Raw genomic sequence first — 18,740 nt, 5'->3', positions numbered from 1 at the left:
TTGATGAGGCGCATCGTGTTTCTCGCAGTTGCTTTTGGGGTTCTTCTGTCCCTGACCGGCGGAGCCTTTGCCGAGGCCAAGTTCCACATCGGCATCTGTACGGGTACGGTCTCTCAGTCCGAGGATGACCTTCGCGGTGCCGAGAAGATGATCGCCGAGTATGGCAGCGTGGCCGACGGAGGCATGATTCAGCACCTCACCTATCCCGATAACTTCATGCAGGAGATGGAGACCACCATCAGCCAGATCGTCGGTCTCGCCGACGATCCCCTGATGAAGGCCATCATCGTCAACCAGGCCATCCCCGGCACGACGGAGGCCTTCCGCCGCGTCAAGGAGAAACGGCCCGACATTCTCTGCTTCGCCGGAGAGGCGCATGAGGATCCGGGCGTCATCGAGGCGGCCGCCGACCTCGTCATCAACGCCGACAACATCGCCCGGGGCTATCTCATCATCGCCGCCGCCAAGAAGATGGGGGCCACCGACTTCGTCCATATCTCCTTCCCCCGCCACATGAGCTATGAGCTGCTCTCGCGACGCCGCAACATCATGGAGGAAGCCTGCAAGGACCTGGGGCTCAAGTTCCATTTCGAGACCGCTCCCGATCCCACCAGCGACGTCGGCGTCGCCGGTGCCCAGCAGTTCATCCTCGAAAAGGTTCCCGCCTGGATCGGCGAGTACGGCAAGGGCACGGCCTTCTTCTGCACCAACGACGCCCACACGGAGCCCCTGCTGAAGCGGATCGCCGAGAGCGGCGGCTACTTCGTCGAGGCCGATCTGCCGTCGCCTCTCATGGGTTACCCCGGGGCTCTCGGCATCGACCTTTCTGCCGAGCACGGCGATTTTCCCGCCATCCTCAAGAAGGTCGAGCAGGCCGTCATCGACAAGGGCGGCAAGGGACGTATGGGCACCTGGGCCTACTCCTACGGCTACACCAACTCGGCCGGTCTTGCGGAGTTCGCCCGCCGCATCCTCGCGGGGGAGGCCAAGCTCGAAAGCTTCGAAGACCTCATTGCCTGCTTCGAGAAGTACACTCCGGGCGCGGCCTGGAACGGCAGCTACTATGTCGACCTCAACACGGGCGTGACGAAGAAGAACCATATCCTCGTCTACCAGGATACCTATGTCTTCGGCACGGGCTACCTCCACATGACCGAAGTCGACGTTCCAGAGAAATACTTCTCCGTCCGTTAGCGGACGATCCTCTTGGGGGGAGAGGAAGCGCCGCTTCTTCTCCCCCTCCTCCGTCGTGTGTCGTGTGTCGACAGACGGAAGATCCCGGGATGCTGTTTTCCCGAGGCTGTCCCTTTCTCGCCCTTTCCCCCTCGGTTTGTCTCCCCTCCGCCTTCAGGATTTCGGTCGCTTCACCCTTTTTCGGCAGAAGAGGAAAGCCGCCATCCAGGCCTGTCTGGTCCTGTCGCTGGTTCTTTTGGGCTTTTGGCTTTACCATATCGGTCAAGGGCTTCGATTTCACGCTCGACAACAAAACGATCACGATCGGTGGTGAGGCCTACATAACACGAGGGTCCGTGCCTTTGTCGACGGAGGAGAGGCCGTGGAGCGCATGAAGCGGGACGGGGCCGTCGCCTCGTCGATTACGAGCACGTCATTCGCGTCGAAGAGCTCGACAGGGACGAAGAGGGGGTCCGCACCGTGAAGAAGGCCTTCTGCCTCGACCGCCCCATTCCGGAGATCTCCTCGGCATTCCCGCCCTTTTCGGTGAAGAGGAGTCGTGGGCCGTCGTCCCTATCCTCTGACAACGGCATTCCCCGGGAAAGCTCGTCCAGTTGCGGAGGCGACGTCCCTCCGCCGTTTTTGTTGTCTCTTGTCCGCGACCGGTTTTCCCCGCGAGACGGTCTTTTTCGAGCCGCGGTCCTTTGAACGGGGTATTTTTGAGGGAGGTGTTTCTATGGCGGAAGTGCGCAAATGGGAAGTCGTCGACATGACCCTTCCCGAAGGTTCCAACATCATTCTGGCCCACAGCCATTTCATCAAGACCGTCGAAGATGTCTACGAGGCTCTCGTGACGTCGTCGCCCCTTCTGGAGTTCGGAATCGCCTTCTGCGAGGCCTCGGGGCCCTGCCTGATCCGTTACGACGGCAACGCCGAGGAGCTGATCCAGAAGGCCGTCGAAAATGCCGAGCGTCTCGCCGCGGGTCATACTCTGGTCGTCCTGATCCGCAAGGGCTACCCCGTCAACGTCCTGGACAGAATCAAGGCCGTCCAGGAGGTCTGCCGCGTCTATGCCGCCACGGCCAATCCCCTTCAGGTCCTCGTTTTCGAGACGAATCAGGGCCGGGGCATCGCCGGCGTCGTCGACGGCTTCCCGTCGAAGGGCATCGAGACCGCCGAAGATGTCGTCGACAGAAAGACCCTCCTGAGGGAAGTGATCGGCTACAAGCGCTGAAGGGCCTTCCGCCCGGGCAAGAAGGGGACCGCCTCTAGGCGGTCCCCTTCTTGCGGGTAAGGCCGACGAAGGTGACGCCTCCCGAAAGGGCGAGGCCGACGAAAAGCGGCTCCGCGGCGCAGAGGAGGGGCGTGACGAAAAGTGCCGCCAGCCCCGAGAGGGAGGCGCCCAGAGCCCAGGACGGAGACAGCCGCCCCGGCGCGATGACGGCCATGACGAAGGGGAAGAAGGTTCCGGCGCCGCGGAGCCCCATGCTGAGGTAGCTCCAGGTCAGGATCATCGATCCCTCGCCCAGGGCGCCCAAAAAGGAGGCCGAAAAGACGAGGGCGACGACGACGAGGCGGCTTGCGACGAGAGCGGTCTTCTCCGAGGCTCCCTTCGGGACGAGAGGAATCAGGACGTCGCGGACGATGTTGGTGGCCACGCCCAGGGTGAGGCCGGCGGCGCAGCCGACGACGGTGATGAAGAGGCCGCTCCAGAGGATTCCCCCCGCCCAGGGGGAAAAGGTCTCGACGATGAAGCGGGGAAGGGCCTGGGCGGGGTCGATGACGGCGCCCCTGCCTCTCAGGGTGAGGCCGACGAGAATGCCCAACAGTCCCAGCGGGGGCATGAGGAGGGCCGAGAGAAAGGCGCCGCGACGGGCCGACCTTTCGTCGGAGGCGGCGAAAAAGGACTGGATGTAGATCTGGGTGGTGAAGACGCCGACGATGAGAGAGGTCAGGGCTCCCAGGTCCTTGGCCGGACCTCGGCCGAAGAGGTTGAAATAGGGGGAGAAGGGGAGCGCGGCCAGAGCCCGGAGAGAGCCTCGGGAGGAGGCCGCGGCGCAGGAGGCCATGACGACGTAGAGGAGGGCGATCTTGGCTTTCCCCAGGGCTCCGAAACTCTTGAGGCCGCCGAAGAAGATGAATCCCGTCACGGACAGGGCCAGGACCAAAGAGGCCTGTCCCGTCGAGAGGGGGAGGACCGAGCGGAGGAGGGCCAGACCGGCGAGGAATTGGGCGACGATGGAGATGTAGGTTCCGGCCGAGGCTGCGGCCATGGACAGCCTTCCCGTTCCGGCGCCGTAGTGGGCGCCGAGAAGCTGGGGAATCGTCTCCAGTCCCGATCGGCGGAGCGGCCCGGCGAAGCGCAGTCCCAACAGGAGGCAGCCGATGCCGCCCCCGAGGGTGAACCACCAGGCCGAAAAGCCGTGGCCGTAGGCCATCTGGACCGTACCGACGGTGGAGGCGCCCCCGACGAGGGCCCCAAGGAGGATGCCCGCCACGGCCCCGGCCCCGGCCTTCCGGCCCGCCACGGTGTAGTCCGATCCGCTTCGGGTCCTTCTTCCGGCCAGGACTCCGAGGAGCAAAAAGGCGCCGAGAGTGAGAAGAGCGGTAGAATAGAAGTCTCTCAGGGTGGACCACCTCCGCCCCTATGATACTCTAAGGGGAGACAGGAAAACCAAGCCCTTATCGATGGGGAGGCGCCATGAAGAAGATTGCCGTCCTTGCGCTGCTCGTTCTTTCCCTCGTCGGTTCCGCCGTCTCCGGCGGGGCCGATCCCCTTGCGGCACCCTGGATCTGGTCCGTCGCCGTCGTCCCCCCGCCTGGAGGATGGCTGGCCGAGCAGGGGGTCGCCGTGCGGGCCGGCCTCCTCCTGCTTCAGGGCCGCCTCAACGAGCCCGCCGAGGGGGTCCGCGGCTTCGACGTCATCTTCTCCTGGGACGACGCCCTCCTGCCCGATGCCGTCCCCGATCGCGTGGAGGCATGGCGCGCCCGCGGCGTCGTCGCCGTCCTGAGTTTCGCCTCTCCCGAGACCGATCGGGCTCTGGCCCTCGCCATGGGACGTCAGGGGCCGCCGCTTCTCTTCGCGGGAGGGGAGGATTTTCCCCTCAAGGATCTCTCGGGATCTCCTCTTCCCTACCTCTTCGCCCTCAGCCAGGAAAAGACCTGCAGGGCCAACGCCCTGAGCGATTACGTCCTCCGACAGGGAGGACCCGTCGTAGCCCTTCTCTCCGATCTTCTCGAGCCGGATCTTCTGCGTGGCCACGACGAGGCCCGGCACCGCCTCGAGGCGCGAGGGATGCCCACGCTATCTCTCCTTTTCCGCACCTCTGCCGACGATGCCCTTCTCTCTCGTGTCGACGAGGTCCTGGCGGCCCGGGCTACCTCCGCTCTGCTTTTCCTCGATCCTCTGGCGACTCTCGACCTCTGGGCCCTGACGCGGCGTATGGGGTACTCTCTGAGCCTTCTCTACGGAGGTCCCTTCGGCCCTCCTCTGGGCACCGCCGAGGGGCTTCTTTTCGCCGACCAGGATTATCCCCTGGCGACCGATCCCCAACTGGAGCACCTGAGGGACGATCTCTGGCTCGACGAGGGGCTCCGCGTCGCCGATGGGGCCGCCGCGGCCAGGGCCTATTCTCTCGGGCTCTGGCTTGCCAAGGCTCTTGAGGCGGCGGGGCCCGAGGCTTCCGCTCTGGCGGAGGCCCTGGGGCACGTCGAGTCCATCGCCCTGGGGAGCCAGCTCCTCTCCATCGATTCCCGCACCCACCGCCCCCTCCTGTCGGTCCTGGCCGTCCTCGAAGTAGGCCCTGGCGGGCGCCTCATCGAAAAGGCCTTCGTCGACGTGCGCTCCTTCGAGGTCTCCGACGGCCGTCTCGAGATGCCCTGATCACTTTGAGAAATTCTTGCCAAAGTCTTGCGCTCCTGGTAGGGTGTTGAAAGAGGAAGAGGCCGCCGAAGAGGGACACTCGCTGCGTGTCAACGTGTATTGTCGAAGGGGAGGTTGACGGAACATGAAGGTTCGGGATATCGCCGAGCTTGTGAATGCCAGGATTCTGTGCGGGGAGGCGGAGCTGGAGACGGCCGAGGCCGACTACGTCTACGCCGCCGACCTGATGAGCGACGTTCTCGCCTTCGCTCAACCGGGAACGCTTCTGCTGACGGGACTGATGAATATCCAGATCGTCCGTACGGCCCAGATGCTCGACCTGCCCGCCGTGCTTTTCGTCCGAGGGAAGCATCCTCAGGAGGAGATGGTCCGCCTGGCCTCTCAGGTGGGCATTCCCCTTCTCCTCTCCGACAAAAGCCTCTACGAGACGTCGGGGCTTCTTTTCAAGGCCGGATTGGCTCCCTGTTCCATTCCCGAGAGGGGAGAGTAGCCTCACTTGGTCGCCCCCTACGTTGTGGAGTTCGAAGTCGAAAAAGACGATTTTCTGGCCGCCGGCGAGGGGTCGGGAAGCGTCAAGGACACTCTCAAGATGCTGGGCATGCCCTCTCCCGTCATACGTCGGGCTGCCATCATCACCTACGAGGCTGAGATGAATCTCGTCATTCACGGTGGAGGCGGCCTTCTCAGAGTTCTCATCACGCCCCAGAGACTGGAGATCATCTCCAGCGACGAGGGGCCCGGCATTCCCGACGTGGCGATGGCCATGAAGGAAGGCTACTCGACGGCTCCCGACAGGGTCCGCGAGATGGGTTTCGGCGCCGGCATGGGCCTGCCCAACATCAAACGAAATTCGGATTCCCTCGAGATCGACTCGACCGTCGGCGTCGGAACGACGCTCAGGGCCGTCATCGAGCTCGATTCAGAGGGAGGTAGCGTTTAACCGGGGGGGAAACGACGATGGCCCAAGGGGTCAAGATTTTCGACGTGGCCTGTCGGGGGTGCGTCAACTGCATCCGCTCCTGTCCCACCGAGGCGATTCGCGTCATCGACGGCCAGGTGAGGATCATCCCCGAACTCTGCATCGACTGCGGCGAGTGCATCCGAAGCTGCGGCAACAAGGCTCTCGGCCTCGACGAGGATGACTGGCGGCTTCTTCAGTCCCACGGAGCCTCCGTCGTCGTCGCCGATCCCACCTTTTACGTTCAGTTCAGTCATTACTGGCGTCCGGCCCTCGTCGTCGAGGCTCTGTCTTCGTGGAACATCGAAGACCTCTGCCCCTACGTCGCGAGGGCCTTCGACGTCGCCGCCTACGCCACGGCCCGGATCATCGAAGGCTCGACGGAGGACGAGCGCCCCTTCATCTCCACCTACTGTCCCGCCGTGGTACGTCTCATTCAGACCCGCTTCCCCGAACTTCTGGGGCGGCTTGTCCCCGTCGAATCGCCCCTGGAGACGGGCGTCGCCCTCTGGCGCAAGGAAACGGGGAGAACCGATCCCGTGACGCTTCTGGCTCCCTGTCCGGCCAAGATCACCATGATCCGCAGTCCCGAGGGGCGGGGGAACAGCAATATCGACCATGTCGTCTCCGTCAAAAGCGTCGCCCGGGACCTTCTGGCCGGAGGTCCCCGCGTGAGGGGCGAGCGCGAGCCCATGGCCAACACCCGCTGGATCCGCTGGGCGGCCCGCAGAGGAGAGTCGCGTCACGTCAAGGCTTTCGCGTCGCGGGAGCTGACGACGGTCACCGTTTCGGGACTGCGCAACACCCTCGACCTTCTGAGGGATCTCGAGCTGGGCCGTCTCCACGGCGTCGATTTCGTCGAGTGCCGCGTCTGCGACCTGGGCTGCATCGGCGGAATCGGCAACGCCGAATCGCGCTTTCTCGGCCAGCTTCGGACGGAGGCCCTCAACGTCGACTGGAACCCTTCCGAGGAAGAGCGGGCGGCCATCGTCGACCTCTACGACGCAGGAGTCTGGCGCCTTCCCCAGCCTCTGTCGACGCGGCCCGGAAGGCCCCTGGCCGAAAACCTCAACGAGGCCATGGATCGCCTCAAGAAAATGAAGGAGATCTTCGCCGGCCTTCCCCACATCGACTGCGGCGCCTGTGGCCGGCCCTCCTGCAAGGCCATGGCCGAGGACATCGTCCGAGGCTGCGGCGAGACGACGGATTGCATCTTCAAGCTGCGGGAGCGCATCAGCACGCTCGCCGCCGACATCATCGATCTGTCCACATTCCAGCCTCAGACGCTGCGGGGAAGGGGAAATCGCTGATCATGAAAGTTGCCGCTGTCCTGGAGGCTCTTGCCCTCGAGGTCCACTGTCCCGGCCGGAGCGACGCAGAGATCCGCCGGGGCACCGTCGGAGACCTCCTCAGTTTCGTCATGGGTCGCTGTCCCGAAGAGGCGGTCTGGGTGACGATACAGAACCACGTCAACGTGGCCGCCGTCGCCGTTTTGCGCGACGTGCCTCTCATCGTCCTCTCCGACGGACGTAGACCCGCGCCGGAGCTGGCGGAGCGGTGTCTCAAGGAGTCGATCGCCCTGGCCTCGTCGCCCCTTTCGGCCTACGAACTCTGCGGCAGGCTCTACGCCCTGGGACTTGAGGGGTAGTTCCCATGGTCCCCTTTCAGGTGGACCTTCACGTCCACACCGTCCTTTCGCCCTGCGGCGAGCTGGAGATGGGGGCACCGGAGATCGTCGAAAAAGCGCGGGCCGAGGGGATCGATATCCTGGCCGTCACGGACCATAACGCCGCCGACAACGTGCCCGCCCTGCGCGAGGCCGCCGGAGACGGCGGACCGCTCGTCATCGCCGGTATCGAGGTTCAGACGGCCGAGGACATCCATGTCGTCACTCTCTTCCGCTCCTACGGCGAGGCCGCCGACTTCCAGGGATGGCTCTGGAAAAAGATGGGGCCCGTCCTCAACGACCCCGACTATTTCGGCTGGCAGGTCGTCATCGACGGCACCAACGAAGTGGTCCGCATGGAGGACCGTCTCCTCGTTCAGGCCGTCGGCTACAGCGTCGACGAAGTCGTCGCCGAGACGGCCCGCCGAGGCGGCCTCTCCGTCATGGCCCACATCGACAGGAGTTCCTTCTCCTACCCCGTCGTCCTCGGCCCCATCCCAGACGAGCTGCCCGTCGACGCCCTCGAAGTCTCCCGCCGCGTCGACGCGGCGGGGCTGGAGGCCTTCCGCCGCCTTTATCCGCGGCGAGTCTTCACCCGGGCCTCCGACGCCCATCGTCTCGACGATCTTCAGGCCCGGTGGGGCTGCAGGATGCTCCTCGAAGAGCCCTCCTTCGACGAGCTGGCCCTGGCCCTGCGCGGCCAGGGAGGTCGCAAGGTCCTTCTCTAGGGGCCTGTCGGACTTCTCCGGGAAAAGGTTGATTGGGCCTGACCTATGAGACGAAGCGTCTGCCTTCGAGAACGAAGAATCCCTTTCAGGTAGGACAAAAGAGCATCGATCAGCGATCGTCAGGCCAAGCCCGACGGACTCCTGGCCCTCGCTGCAGCCGGATAGCCGTGAGCCCCCGCCTTCAGGCGGGGGCTCACGGCTATCCGGCTCTCTCCGTCCCTTCAGGGGCGCTTTTCCCGGACCGAATCGCGCCAAAGGAAACCCTTCCGGGGCTGCGGCGCAGGAAGGCGCCGTCGAAGGACGGCGACGCCCGGCCTTGAGATCCCGCATCGCCGGGACCTCGGCAGGGACGTTCCCTCGGAAGGGGCGCCGGACCTTCTCCCCGGAAGGATTCCCGGGGAGAACAGACCCATCAGGCGAGGCGAGGGGTCTTTTTTCGAAAGAGCCCGCCGACGGGCGAGGCATCCCTTCCTCACTCGAAGGTCGACGATCGGGACTTCGCCGCTCCTCCCCCTGTCGGTGTCCCCGCTCCTCATGGCCCTGTGCCGGCACGGCGACGGCGGGGCCCGGTCAGACGCGGGAGAGTTCTTCCTTCCTCTCTCCGAATTCTCCTTGGATCGCCTTGAGGGTTTCCTCCCTTTCGACGAGATCCCAGCAGGTCGCCGCCAGGATTTTGGCTCCCAGCAGAACGCAGCGATGGGCCTCGGGGCTCTTTCCCGCCCGGAGATAGTCTTCGGAGTGAGGGGAAGCCTTTTCGTCGACGAAGGCGACGCGGATGCAGGAGCCGGGAAGGTCGTACATGACGTTGCCGAAATCGGTCGAACCGGTCTTCTCCCTCGGCGGGCGCAGCGTCGGCGCCTCGAGCCTGCGGGCGTTGTCCATCAGAAGTTCGTTGAGGGCCAGGACGGGTATTTTCGCCTGATAGCGGGGCTTCTCCTCGATCTCGCAGGTGACTCCGGCCATGAGGGCCGCCCCGCGGAAGAGGTCGCGGACTCTCTTCGCCACCGAATCGACGTAATCGGTGGAGTAGGAGCGCAGGGAGAACTCGCCCTTGGCCCGCGCCGGAATGACGTTGCTCGGCCCTCCGGCGTCGAGGATCGTGTAGTGGAGCCGCGTCTCGTCCCGGACGTGTTCCCGGAGGAACTCGATGCCCTGACAGGCCAGGAGAAGGGCGTCGAGGGCGCTCCGTCCTTTTTCGGGAGCGATGGCGGCATGGGCCGACCGACCGAGAAAGGTCACCTCGTAGGAGATGAGGGCCAGGCAGCGGACGTCCGTCGTCGTCGTGGGAGAGCCGTGCATCATGAGAGCCACGTCGATGTCCTGAAAGCAGCCTCTTTCCTTCATGAGGATCTTCCCGCCCACCGTCTCCTCGGCCGGAGTCCCGTAGACGACGAGACGAAAGGGCCTGTCGCCGCAGAGGGCTTTCAGCGCCGAGGCGGCTCCGACTATGGCCGGTCCCTGCATGTGGTGGCCGCAGGCGTGACCCAGGTCTTCCAGGGCGTCGTATTCGCAGAGAAGCCCGATGGAAGGTCCCTTCCCGTCTCCTGACCTGTTGTCGAAAGAGGCCCGGAAGGCCGTGTCCATGCCGACGAGACCTCTTTCGACGTCGAAACCCTCTCGGGCCAGGAAATCGGTCAGCAGGGCACAGGCCTGATGTTCCTCCAGCCCCTTCTCGGGGTGGTCGAAGATGAAGTCGGACAGGGCGGTCAGGTCGGAGGCCATGGCGTCGATGTGCTCGAAAAGGTCTTGTTTTCTGTCCATCTGTCTTCTTTTCCTCCACTTTCCGAAAAAGGCCCGGCGGCCTCGCCCCCGGGCCTCGCGTTTTCCCCGCGCTCTCCCTGTCGGTCCCGTCAGAAGGGACCGTAGCCGATATGGTTGGCGACGAGGATGAAGAGGGCTCCCGTGATCTGCCACGTCACGATGAGCGGGCCGGCGAAGCGGACCCACTGGGGATAGGTGATCTTGGCCACGCCCAGGAAGGCGTTCATGTTGGACGAGGTGGGGTTGATGCCGTTGGAGATGCCGTCGCCGAGCTGAAAGGCCAGGACGGCGACCTGACGGCTCACGCCGGTGATGTCGGCCAGGGGGATGAAGAGGGGCATCGTCGCCGCCGCCTGCCCGCTGCCGGAGGGGATGAAGAAATTGAGGACGATGTGGATGAGGAACATGCCCAGGGCCGTCAGCTGGGCCGGCATGGCCTGAAGCCAGACGGCCAGGCCGTGGATGATCGTGTCGAGAATCATCCCGTTCTGGAGCACGACGAGGATGCCTCGGGCGAAACCGATGACGAGGGCGCCGAAGGCCAGGGCGCGGGCTCCGTTCAGGAATTCCCGGGCGATCGCGCTGGGACCCATGCCTCCGATAAGCCCTCCGACGATGCCCATGGCGATGAAGATGGGCTGCATTTCGGCGATGCCCCATTCGTATTTGAAGACGCCGTAGAGGATATAGGCCAGCCCTGCGAGGAAGGCGAGGAGGACGCCTGCGTGGCGGAAATCGGAGACGGTCTCCTCCCGTTCGGCCTGGGCGAGGGTGATGGCCTGTTCCTCTCTCTCCAGATCGGCGACGATGCTGCACGAGGGATCGTTCTTCACTCTCCTGGCGTAGCGCATGAGGTAGACGCTTCCGATGAGAAGGAACGTGAAGTGGAGGACGATGCGCAGGCCGAGACCCGAGTAGAGGGGAAGCTCGGCGATGCCCTGGGCGATGCCGACGGTGAAGGGGTTCATCGTTCCGGCGCTGAATCCGGCCAGGGCTCCCATGGTGACCATGGCCGTTCCCACCGCCGCGTCGAAGCCCGACTTGCGGGCCAGCATGATGCCGATGGGGACGAAGGCCAGCACCTCGTTGGACATGCCCATCAGGGCTCCGCCCAGGGAGAAGGTGAAAAGAAAGACGGGAATGATGAACTCTTCTCGGCCGCTGAAGGTCCTGCTCAGCCGGTTGACCAGGACGTTGATGGCCCCGGTGCAGTTGATGATCTGGAAGACGCCTCCGATGATGAAGAGGAAGAAAACGAGGCTGGCCGTCGATTTCAGGCCGTCGGGAACGGCGCTGAGGACGCCCATGACACCCGCCGGAGCGGACTCGACGTAGTGGAAGGATTGGGGGTCGACGACGGTGATGCCGGCGCTGTTTTTCAGGCGATCGTACTGTCCGGCGGGAATGACGTAGGTCAGCGCCGCCGCGACGAGGATCATGGTGAAGATGATCACGTAAGTGTGAGGCACTTTGACGTCGGCGAAATTGAAGCGTTTCTTCAGCACAGCCATGGACGCTGTTCCCTCCTTGTCGGGTTTCCCTCGTCTCAGGCCCCGTCGGGAGATCTCCCGTTCCCGGAAGAGGAGGCCGAAGCGAAAGGCCTCGGAAGTCGAGAGACCTGGCCGGCCCAGATCTTCGCACCCCGAAGGTTGACGGGAGCCAGCGTACTCGGTTACGATGATTTTTTCAAATGGAATATTTAAAATCACATATTAGTGTATAACTAATTTAAAATAACAAGGAAGGTCTGGCCATGAATCTGAGAGAGCAGGAAAATCTTCTGGCCATCTGCAAGTACGGCACCATCAAGTATGCCGCCGAGGCTCTGAACATCTCCTCGCCGGCGCTGAGCGTCTTCCTCAGCTCGAAGGAGAAAAGCCTCGGCTTCCCCCTCTTCGACCGAATGGGGAAGAAATTCGTCCCCACCGAGGGAGGGCGCCTCTATCTCCACTATGCGGCTCAAATGGTCGATCTGAAAAATCAGTACGAGGCGGCTCTGACCGATCTCAAGGGAGGCATTTCGGGGACGCTCAGGCTGGGCCTTCATCCCCGCCGGACGACGTATCTGCTGCCGGCGGCCCTTCGCCGTTTTTCCGGTCTCTACCCGGGCGTCCAGGTCTCCGTCTTCGAAGGGGGATCGTCGGAGCTCTTCCGCATGGTTCTGGAGGGGGAGCTGGACCTGGTCGTCAACAACAGGAGGTCCTCTCATGCCGCACTGGAGTACCTTCCTCTTTACGACGACCGCCTGGTCGTCGTCGTCTCTCCCGACCATCGCAGGGTCAGGGAGGCGCAGGCCATCGAGGGTTTTCCCCTTCCCTGGATCGATCTGAGGGTTTTCGACGGCGAGACCTTCATTCTTCAGCATCCCTCCCAGTCCGTCCGGACCTACACGGATCGCGCCTTGACCCATTCCGGAGCCAGGCCGGGGAGGGTCTTCCTGATCGAGAATCTCGAGGCGGCCTCGCAGATGGCGGCCGAAGAGCTCGGGATCGCCTTCAACATGGCGAGCTACACCGTCAACTTCGTCTACCCCAGGCCTGTCCTCCATTTTCTGGTGGGCGATCCCGGTGAGATCGTCCCCTACCATGCCATCAGGAGGCGGGATCGCTACGTGCCCCAGTACGCCCGCGACTTCGTCTCCGTCGTCGCCGAGTGCGCTAAAGAGGCCCCCTGGAGCCACAGCCGACCCTGAAAGGAGGAGGGGCGCCCGCTTCCCGGGCCGGAGGCAGGGACCCGTCGACGGGCCTTCTCCGTCGCCTTTTACCGTTCGGCGCGTTTTTTCGTGAAGGGCCCGTCGTGGGCCTTCCCTTTCCGGATGTCTCCGGGCGGGACGAGAGGTCTCCTCTTTCCTCAGAAAGGTCGAGGGGGCCGAAACCGGCCTCCGTCGCTCTCTTCCCCGTCAGGAATGAGGAAGGGGCGGGTCCGTGACCCGCCCCTTCCTCATTCCTTTCCCTTGTGTCGCGAGGCCAGTTCCTTCCAGAGGTCTCCCAGGGGGATGTCGAGGGAGAGAAGGCCGACGAGGAGGTGATAGACGAGGTCGGCCGCCTCGTAGAGGGTCCCTTCTCTGTCTCCCGTTGCGACGGCTATGGCCGTCTCGACGCCCTCTTCGCCGATCTTCTGTCCCACCCGGCTTTTTCCCCGGGCCAGGAGGGAGGCGGTGTAACTTTCGTCGGGGCCGTCGTGGCGCCTTTTGAGGAGGTAGCGCCAGAGACGTCCCGGAAAGGAGGCCTCGTCGCCTCCCTCGCCGAGAAGATTGCGGAAGAAGCAGCTTCGGGCCCCCGTGTGGCAGGCCGGCCCTGCCGGTTCGACGAGGGCGACGACGGCGTCGCTGTCGCAGTCCGCCCTGAGAGCCAGAACCTTCATTCTGTTGCCGCTCGTCTTTCCCTTGTGCCAGAGCTCCCCGCGGGAGCGGCTGTAGAGGACCAGCTCGCCCAGCCGTTCCGTCTCCCTCAGGGCCTCCCTGTCGGCCCAGGCCAGCATGAGGATCTCTCCCGTCACGGCGTCCTGGGCGACGACGGGCAGGAGGCCGTCGTCGCCGAATCGAAGCCCCTCGAAGATCGCTTCGTTCAATTTCCGTCCCTCCTCGGTCGTGCCTTTTTGTCGAGGCGGACGGCGATTCCCCGCCCGTCGAGCCATTCTTTCAGTTCTCCGATGTCGAGGGTCCCGAAGTGGAAGACGGAGGCGGCCAGGGCCGCTTCCGCTCCGGCCTCGAAGGCCTGGGCCATGTGCTCCTTCGTTCCCGCACCGCCCGAGGCGATGACGGGAACGCGGACGGTCGCGGTGAGACGGCTCAGAAGATCGATGTCGAAGCCCTCTTTTGTCCCGTCGCGGTCCATGGAGGTGAGGAGGATTTCGCCGCAGCCGAGGCGCTCGACCTCGCGGGCCCAGCTCAGGGCCTCGAGGCCGCTTTTTTCCCGGCCGCCCCGGATGTAGACGTCGAAGGTCTCTCCGTCGCGGCGGACGTCGATGGCGACGACGACGGCCTGGCGTCCCAGAAGGCGGGCGCAGTCGGCGATGAGTCCGGGGTTCTCGACGGCCGCCGTGTTGAGGGAGATCTTGTCGGCTCCGAGGGCGACGATTTCCCGGGCCTCTTCGGCCGAGGAGATGCCGCCTCCCACCGTGAAGGGGATGAGCAGCTCGTCGGCGACGGCCCGGACCCATCCCGTCATGGTCTTCCGCCGCTGGGCCGAGGCGCTGATGTCGAGAAAGACGAGCTCGTCGGCGCCCCGCTCCATGTAGACCCGGGCCAGTCGGGCCGGGTCTCCGGCGTCGCGGAGGTTGACGAAGTTGACTCCTTTGACGACCCGTCCCTCTTTGACGTCGAGACAGGGGATGATCCTTTTTCTCAGCATGGCCGGCCCAGCGCCTCGAGGGCCTCGACCAGGGAGAGGATCCCCTCGTAGAGGGATCGACCGGCCACGGCTCCTTCCAGCCCGAGATCCCTCAGGGAAAGGAGGTCTTCGACGGAGGCGACGCCGCCGGCGGCGATGAGGGCCGCCGAGGGAGACGTGGCGAGAAGAGAGCGATAGAGCTCGATGTCGGGGCCCTGCCCCGTGCCGTCCCGCGCCACGGAGGTGACGAGGAAGCGCCGGGCGCCGAGGGAAAGGAGCTTTTCGAGGAAGCCTTTCGGATCGAGGTCGGACTGCTCGATCCAGCCGCCGAAGGCGACGGCCCCGTCCCTGACGTCGACGGCGGCGACGATGGCCTCTCCCCACTGATCGAAGAGTCTCGCCGCTCCTGTCATGTCCCTGACGAGAAGGCTTCCTGCCATGACCCGCGTCGCGCCGGCCCGGAGGGCCGACGAGAGGGCCTCCCTGCTGCGGAGCCCCCCTCCGTACTGGATGGAAAGTCCCGTCTCGGCCAGGGCCGGAAGGAGATGGAGATGTCTCGGCTCTCCCGCCCTGGTTCCTTCGAGATCGACGACGTGAAGCCAGGTGCAGCCCGCTTCGGCGAAGAGGCGTGCCTGGGCGACGGGGTCGTCGCCGTAGGCCGTCAGCCTGTCGTAATCTCCCTGTCGGAGCCGGACGACCCGTCCCTCGTAGAGGTCGATGGCCGGGTAGAGGATCATCGTGTTCCCTCCTTCATGAGATGCTCGATGAGACGGCCCAGAAAGGCGACGCCTTCGAGGCCGCTCCGCTCGGGGTGAAACTGGCATCCGGCGACGGAGTCTCTAGCGACGAGGGAGACGAAGGAACGGCCGTCGACGTCGGTGAAGGCCTTTCCGTCGTCGCTTGCCTTCAGGGCGTAGCTGTGGACGAAGTAGAAGGGCCCTCCCGCGACGGGGCAAGCGGGGAGGGGGACCATATCGTTCCAGCCCATGTGAGGCAGGCGCTTCGTGCCCTCCAGGAGGGAGACGGTGCCCCCGATGAAGCCCAGTCCCTCCGTGGATCCGTCTTCGAGGCTCTTTTCGCAAAGGAGCTGCATCCCGAGGCAGATGCCCAGAAGGGGGCCCCCGGCGGCGGCCCAGCGGCGGAGAAAGGTCTCCCATCCCCGATCCCGGAGCCGTTCCATGGCGGGCGGAAAGGCACCCACGCCGGGAAGGACGTAGAGCTCGGCATCGATGGGGACCGGTTCGGAGAGAATCCGGGCCTCCCTGCCCAGTCGCGCCAGGGCCCGGACGACGTTGGTCACGTTGCCGGCGCCGTAGTCGATGAGGGCGATCACAGCCAGCTCCCCTTGCTGCTGGGCTCGTCGTCGGCCGGCGACAGGGCCTGACGGAAGGCCCGGCCCAGCCCCTTGAAGGCCGCCTCGGCCAGGTGGTGGCCGTTGTCGACGGCCAGTGCCCGGATGTGGATCGTCGTCCGGGCCTCGCGGGCCAGGGCCCGGAAGAACTCGTCGATCAGTTCGAGGTCGAAGCCCCTGCAGGTGGCCACGGGGAAGGGGAGGTCTCCGCTGTACGATCCTCTGCCGCTGATGTCGACGGAGGCGAGGACGAGGGTCCCGTCCATGGGGAGGGCGCACCACCCGTAGCGGGTCCTGGCGGTTTTCTTCGTCTCTTCCAGGAGGGCCGAGCCGAGGACGATGGCCAGGTCTTCGACGAGGTGGTGGTCGTCGGCGTCGTCGCCGCGACCCCTGACGGTCAGGCTCCAGCGGCCGTGGTGGGCCAGGAGAGTCAGCATGTGGCCCATGAAGCCGCAGTCGATGTCGACATCGACTGCGGGGCTCTCCGGTGCCGTATCGAGAAGAAGGGTGATTTCCGTCTCTTTCGTCTTCCTCTGCCGTTCCGTGACCATCTTCTCTAGAGGACCTCCTTCCGGGAGGGGTTCAGCTTTTCGACGAGAGGCCCGATCTCCTGCCAGCGGAGTTGGGCGCTTCGTCGGCTCGCCACGAGGCGGAGCGAGACGGGGGCCACCTCGTCGAGGACGACGAGACGGTTGGCCTCCAGCGTCGTTCCCGTCTGGACGATGTCGAGGATGCAGTCGCTGAGGTTGAGCAGGGGGGCCAGCTCGATGGAGCCGTTGAGGGAGATGATGCGGACCTGAACGCCCCTTTTCGCGAAATAGCCGTCGGCGATGCGGGGATATTTGGTGGCGACGCGGAGGCCCATGATGGCGCTCTCGTGTCCCCAGAAGCGGCGGCCCAGTTCCTTCGGCCCGGCGACGACGAGGCGGCACCGCCCCTGTCCCGTGTCGGCCAGCTCGATGAGGGCCGGTGACGTCTCGGCCAGGACGTCGCTTCCGACGAGGGCGAGATCGGCGACGCCGTAATGGACGTAGAGGGGGACGTCCATGGGCTTGGCCAGGAGATAGCGCGTCGTCCCCTCGTCGATGACCAGACTCCGTCCGGCCTTTTCCAGCCTTTTCGTCGGCAGGCCCAGCGAGGCCAGAAGTTGAAGGGCCTCCTTCTGGACCCGTCCCGTCGGCAGAGCCAGGGTCAGCATCAGATCCCCTCCCTGATCCAGAGATCGAGGGGAGAGGTCTTCCCCGTCGCGATTTCGACGACGCTCTCCCGGGCCAGATCGATCCAGAAGGAAAATCCCCGCCCCTCGGCCAGTTTGACCGATCTTGCCTTGGAGGGCTGCCAGCTCAGCTCGATCTCGATTCCCTCGCCGCAGAGTTCGGCGCCCCTGGCGATGGCCCGGGCCGCCGAGAGGCCTCCCGTCCAGGCCATGACCGGTCCCCGCGAGCCGCTGGAAAAGGAGGAGGCCTGGGAGAGGCGCTCCAGGTCGAGGCCGAAGCCCAGGGCCTGACCCAGGATGCCGAATTCGGCCAGGAGGGCGTCGTAGCGCCCTCCTCCGCCCAGGGCCCGTCCCGAGGTTCCGCCATAGACGTCGAAGAGGGGGCCCGAATAGTAGTCCAGTTCCCGGACGAGGCTCAGATCGAAGCGGATCCGTTCGCCCAGGCCCAGTGCGTCGAGGTTTTCCTTGATGGCCGCCAGGGTGGCGACGGCGTCGGCGCCGAAAAGCTCGGCGCCGCGGCGCAGGACGGCGTCGTCACCCTTGAGGCGGGGAAGCTCGGTCAGAGTCTCGCCGAGAGGGTCGGCCAGACCCCGCAGGGCGGCGCCGTAGTCGGAGAGGTTGCCCTCCTGCAGCGCCCGGGTGAGGCGGCGGGCCGTCTCCGTCGGCAGTCCCTGGAGGGCCCGGGCGAAGAGGGTGACGTCGCCAAGGACGATGATCACGTCGGGGACGTCCAGGGCGTCGAGAAGACCGATGAGGAGAAAGAGGAGCTCCACGTCGGCCCCCTCTCCCTCCCAGCCCAGCAGCTCGGCGCCGATCTGGGTTCCTTCGAGCTCCTTCTCGGGCGGCGGGGAGCTTCTGTAGACGCGTTCGGCGTAACAGAGGCGCAGAGGCCGTTCCTGAGGGGCGTAGTGGGCTCCCAGGTAGGCCACGGCGGCCAGAGTCAGGTCGGCTCGAAGGCAGCAGGGCTCGCCGAAGGGCGAGGTGAGACAGACGGTCCGGCCCTTCAGGTCGGAGGGGAGACGCTCCCAGGCCGACTGGATGAGCTGAAGACCTGAAGGAAGGAAGGGGCGGTAGCCGAAGGAGGCGAAGCGGGACATGAAGACCTGGCGGCAGCGCTCCATGGCTTTCGCCCGGGCTCCGCCGACGGTGCGGCATCCCTGAGGAAGGCGGTGAATCATCGAAGAGGGCATGGCGGCATCTCCTTTAGCGTGCTAAATCGCTATCATGGCATCGAGTCGGGCGAAAAGGATGATAACATGGCCGCCGAGGGGTGTAAAGGGCGTCGCGCCGGGAGAAGCCAGCCCGACTCTTCCTGCGTGACCGAGACCTTGCCCTTGACGGCAAAGGTCGTTCTGGTCGAGTCCGTTTCTATCAGTGGAGAGCGGCCGCTCCAGGGGCCGAAGGAGCCGAGGTCGCTCCCTTTACGACAGACGTTCCTGCCGTCGCGGAAAGCCGATGGCCCTGCCCTTCGGGGAATATCCGATGTTTGGGGGCCGTCCTGACGGGTCCGACCCGCCGGGGAAAAGGCCGCCCGGGTCTTGGCGCCTATCTGCCATCCCCTTTCGGTTCTCCGAAAGTCCTTTCGCCGATGGAGCGGGAAGAGGGGCCGTCGACGGGCTCGACAGCTTCCGGTCTGGAGGATAAGATTGAAATTAAGCTTAAGGAGGGAGACT

General features: G+C 64.9%; 19 protein-coding genes. 9 read left to right on the top strand and 10 right to left on the bottom strand.

The genetic code is table 11. From position 1 onward, the window contains the following. Positions 1-3 precede the first annotated feature (3 nt). Both KAR29_RS08735 and KAR29_RS08730 read left to right on the top strand, forming a co-directional pair. Positions 4-1,194, top strand: a complete 1,191-nt coding sequence (locus KAR29_RS08735) for a DUF3798 domain-containing protein (protein WP_274372615.1) — start codon at positions 4-6, stop codon at positions 1,192-1,194. Positions 1,195-1,909: 715 nt separating this feature from the next. Beyond that, entirely contained in the window at positions 1,910-2,407 is a 498-nt protein-coding gene (locus KAR29_RS08730; RefSeq protein WP_274372614.1) for an adenosine-specific kinase, read from the top strand. A gap of 34 nt (positions 2,408-2,441) precedes the next feature. Here KAR29_RS08730 and KAR29_RS08725 read toward each other — a convergent pair whose 3' ends face one another. After that, the gene (locus KAR29_RS08725; RefSeq protein WP_274372613.1) at positions 2,442-3,755 is read right to left on the bottom strand and encodes a sodium:solute symporter family protein; all 1,314 of its coding nucleotides are present in this window, start codon (positions 3,753-3,755) and stop codon (positions 2,442-2,444) included. Positions 3,756-3,874: 119 nt separating this feature from the next. On the opposite strand from KAR29_RS08725, the gene KAR29_RS08720 reads away from it, so the two are divergent. The 6 genes from KAR29_RS08720 to KAR29_RS08695 all read left to right on the top strand — a co-directional run bounded on the left by KAR29_RS08720 (position 3,875) and on the right by KAR29_RS08695 (position 8,408). Beyond that, positions 3,875-5,056 (top strand): ABC transporter substrate-binding protein, encoded by a 1,182-nt coding sequence (locus tag KAR29_RS08720; RefSeq protein ID WP_274372612.1) that lies wholly within the window; start codon positions 3,875-3,877, stop codon positions 5,054-5,056. A gap of 124 nt (positions 5,057-5,180) precedes the next feature. Beyond that, the gene (locus tag KAR29_RS08715; protein WP_274372611.1) at positions 5,181-5,546 is read left to right on the top strand and encodes a DRTGG domain-containing protein; all 366 of its coding nucleotides are present in this window, start codon (positions 5,181-5,183) and stop codon (positions 5,544-5,546) included. Between the two features lie 6 nt (positions 5,547-5,552). Beyond that, complete coding sequence (locus KAR29_RS08710) at positions 5,553-5,996, top strand: ATP-binding protein (protein ID WP_274372610.1); 444 nt, start codon at positions 5,553-5,555, stop codon at positions 5,994-5,996. Positions 5,997-6,013: 17 nt separating this feature from the next. Beyond that, a complete protein-coding gene (locus KAR29_RS08705) occupies positions 6,014-7,324 on the top strand; it encodes a [Fe-Fe] hydrogenase large subunit C-terminal domain-containing protein (protein WP_274372609.1) in 1,311 nt (436 codons plus the stop codon). Between the two features lie 2 nt (positions 7,325-7,326). Beyond that, positions 7,327-7,662 carry a serine kinase gene (locus KAR29_RS08700; RefSeq protein WP_274372608.1) on the top strand — a complete coding sequence of 112 codons (336 nt, stop codon included), beginning with the start codon at positions 7,327-7,329 and terminating at the stop codon, positions 7,660-7,662. Positions 7,663-7,667: 5 nt separating this feature from the next. Then, entirely contained in the window at positions 7,668-8,408 is a 741-nt protein-coding gene (locus KAR29_RS08695) for a PHP domain-containing protein (protein ID WP_274372607.1), read from the top strand. Positions 8,409-8,978: 570 nt separating this feature from the next. Here KAR29_RS08695 and KAR29_RS08690 read toward each other — a convergent pair. Together KAR29_RS08690 and KAR29_RS08685 are read right to left on the bottom strand one after the other, a co-directional pair. Continuing rightward, the gene (locus KAR29_RS08690; RefSeq protein WP_274372606.1) at positions 8,979-10,169 is read right to left on the bottom strand and encodes a M20 family metallopeptidase; all 1,191 of its coding nucleotides are present in this window, start codon (positions 10,167-10,169) and stop codon (positions 8,979-8,981) included. Between the two features lie 89 nt (positions 10,170-10,258). After that, complete coding sequence (locus KAR29_RS08685; protein ID WP_274372605.1) at positions 10,259-11,680, bottom strand: YfcC family protein; 1,422 nt, start codon at positions 11,678-11,680, stop codon at positions 10,259-10,261. A 242-nt stretch (positions 11,681-11,922) separates the two neighbouring features. Between KAR29_RS08685 and KAR29_RS08680 the strand changes: the two genes are divergently transcribed. Next, positions 11,923-12,861 (top strand): LysR family transcriptional regulator, encoded by a 939-nt coding sequence (locus KAR29_RS08680; RefSeq protein ID WP_274372604.1) that lies wholly within the window; start codon positions 11,923-11,925, stop codon positions 12,859-12,861. A 248-nt stretch (positions 12,862-13,109) separates the two neighbouring features. Here the strand turns inward: KAR29_RS08680 and hisIE are convergent, their stop codons facing one another. From hisIE to KAR29_RS08645, 7 genes are read right to left on the bottom strand one after another with little or no spacing between them, the layout of a single operon-like run. Then, positions 13,110-13,739, bottom strand: coding sequence for a bifunctional phosphoribosyl-AMP cyclohydrolase/phosphoribosyl-ATP diphosphatase HisIE (hisIE, locus tag KAR29_RS08675; RefSeq protein WP_274372603.1), 630 nt, complete (start codon positions 13,737-13,739; stop codon positions 13,110-13,112). Then, positions 13,736-14,521, bottom strand: a complete 786-nt coding sequence (gene hisF, locus KAR29_RS08670) for an imidazole glycerol phosphate synthase subunit HisF (RefSeq protein ID WP_274372602.1) — start codon at positions 14,519-14,521, stop codon at positions 13,736-13,738. Before hisF ends, hisIE begins: the two co-directional genes overlap by 4 nt. Next, positions 14,515-15,237, bottom strand: a complete 723-nt coding sequence (locus tag KAR29_RS08665) for a 1-(5-phosphoribosyl)-5-[(5-phosphoribosylamino)methylideneamino]imidazole-4-carboxamide isomerase (RefSeq protein ID WP_274372601.1) — start codon at positions 15,235-15,237, stop codon at positions 14,515-14,517. Before KAR29_RS08665 ends, hisF begins: the two co-directional genes overlap by 7 nt. Further along, complete coding sequence (gene hisH, locus KAR29_RS08660) at positions 15,234-15,833, bottom strand: imidazole glycerol phosphate synthase subunit HisH (RefSeq protein WP_274372600.1); 600 nt, start codon at positions 15,831-15,833, stop codon at positions 15,234-15,236. Before hisH ends, KAR29_RS08665 begins: the two co-directional genes overlap by 4 nt. Further along, a complete protein-coding gene (locus tag KAR29_RS08655) occupies positions 15,830-16,402 on the bottom strand; it encodes an imidazoleglycerol-phosphate dehydratase (RefSeq protein ID WP_274372599.1) in 573 nt (190 codons plus the stop codon). The genes hisH and KAR29_RS08655 overlap by 4 nt, the downstream gene beginning before the upstream one ends. Before the next feature lie 5 nt (positions 16,403-16,407). Continuing rightward, a complete protein-coding gene (gene hisG, locus KAR29_RS08650; protein WP_274372598.1) occupies positions 16,408-17,049 on the bottom strand; it encodes an ATP phosphoribosyltransferase in 642 nt (213 codons plus the stop codon). Further along, positions 17,049-18,257, bottom strand: a complete 1,209-nt coding sequence (locus KAR29_RS08645) for an ATP phosphoribosyltransferase regulatory subunit (protein ID WP_274372597.1) — start codon at positions 18,255-18,257, stop codon at positions 17,049-17,051. Before KAR29_RS08645 ends, hisG begins: the two co-directional genes overlap by 1 nt. Positions 18,258-18,740: the final 483 nt, after the last annotated feature.

Origin of the sequence: Aminithiophilus ramosus, from assembly GCF_018069705.1 — a bacterium.
Taxonomy (GTDB): Bacteria; Synergistota; Synergistia; order Synergistales; family Aminithiophilaceae; genus Aminithiophilus; species Aminithiophilus ramosus.
The sequence above is the reverse complement of the archived record's forward strand: the minus strand, read 5'-3'. Positions and strand labels throughout refer to the sequence as shown.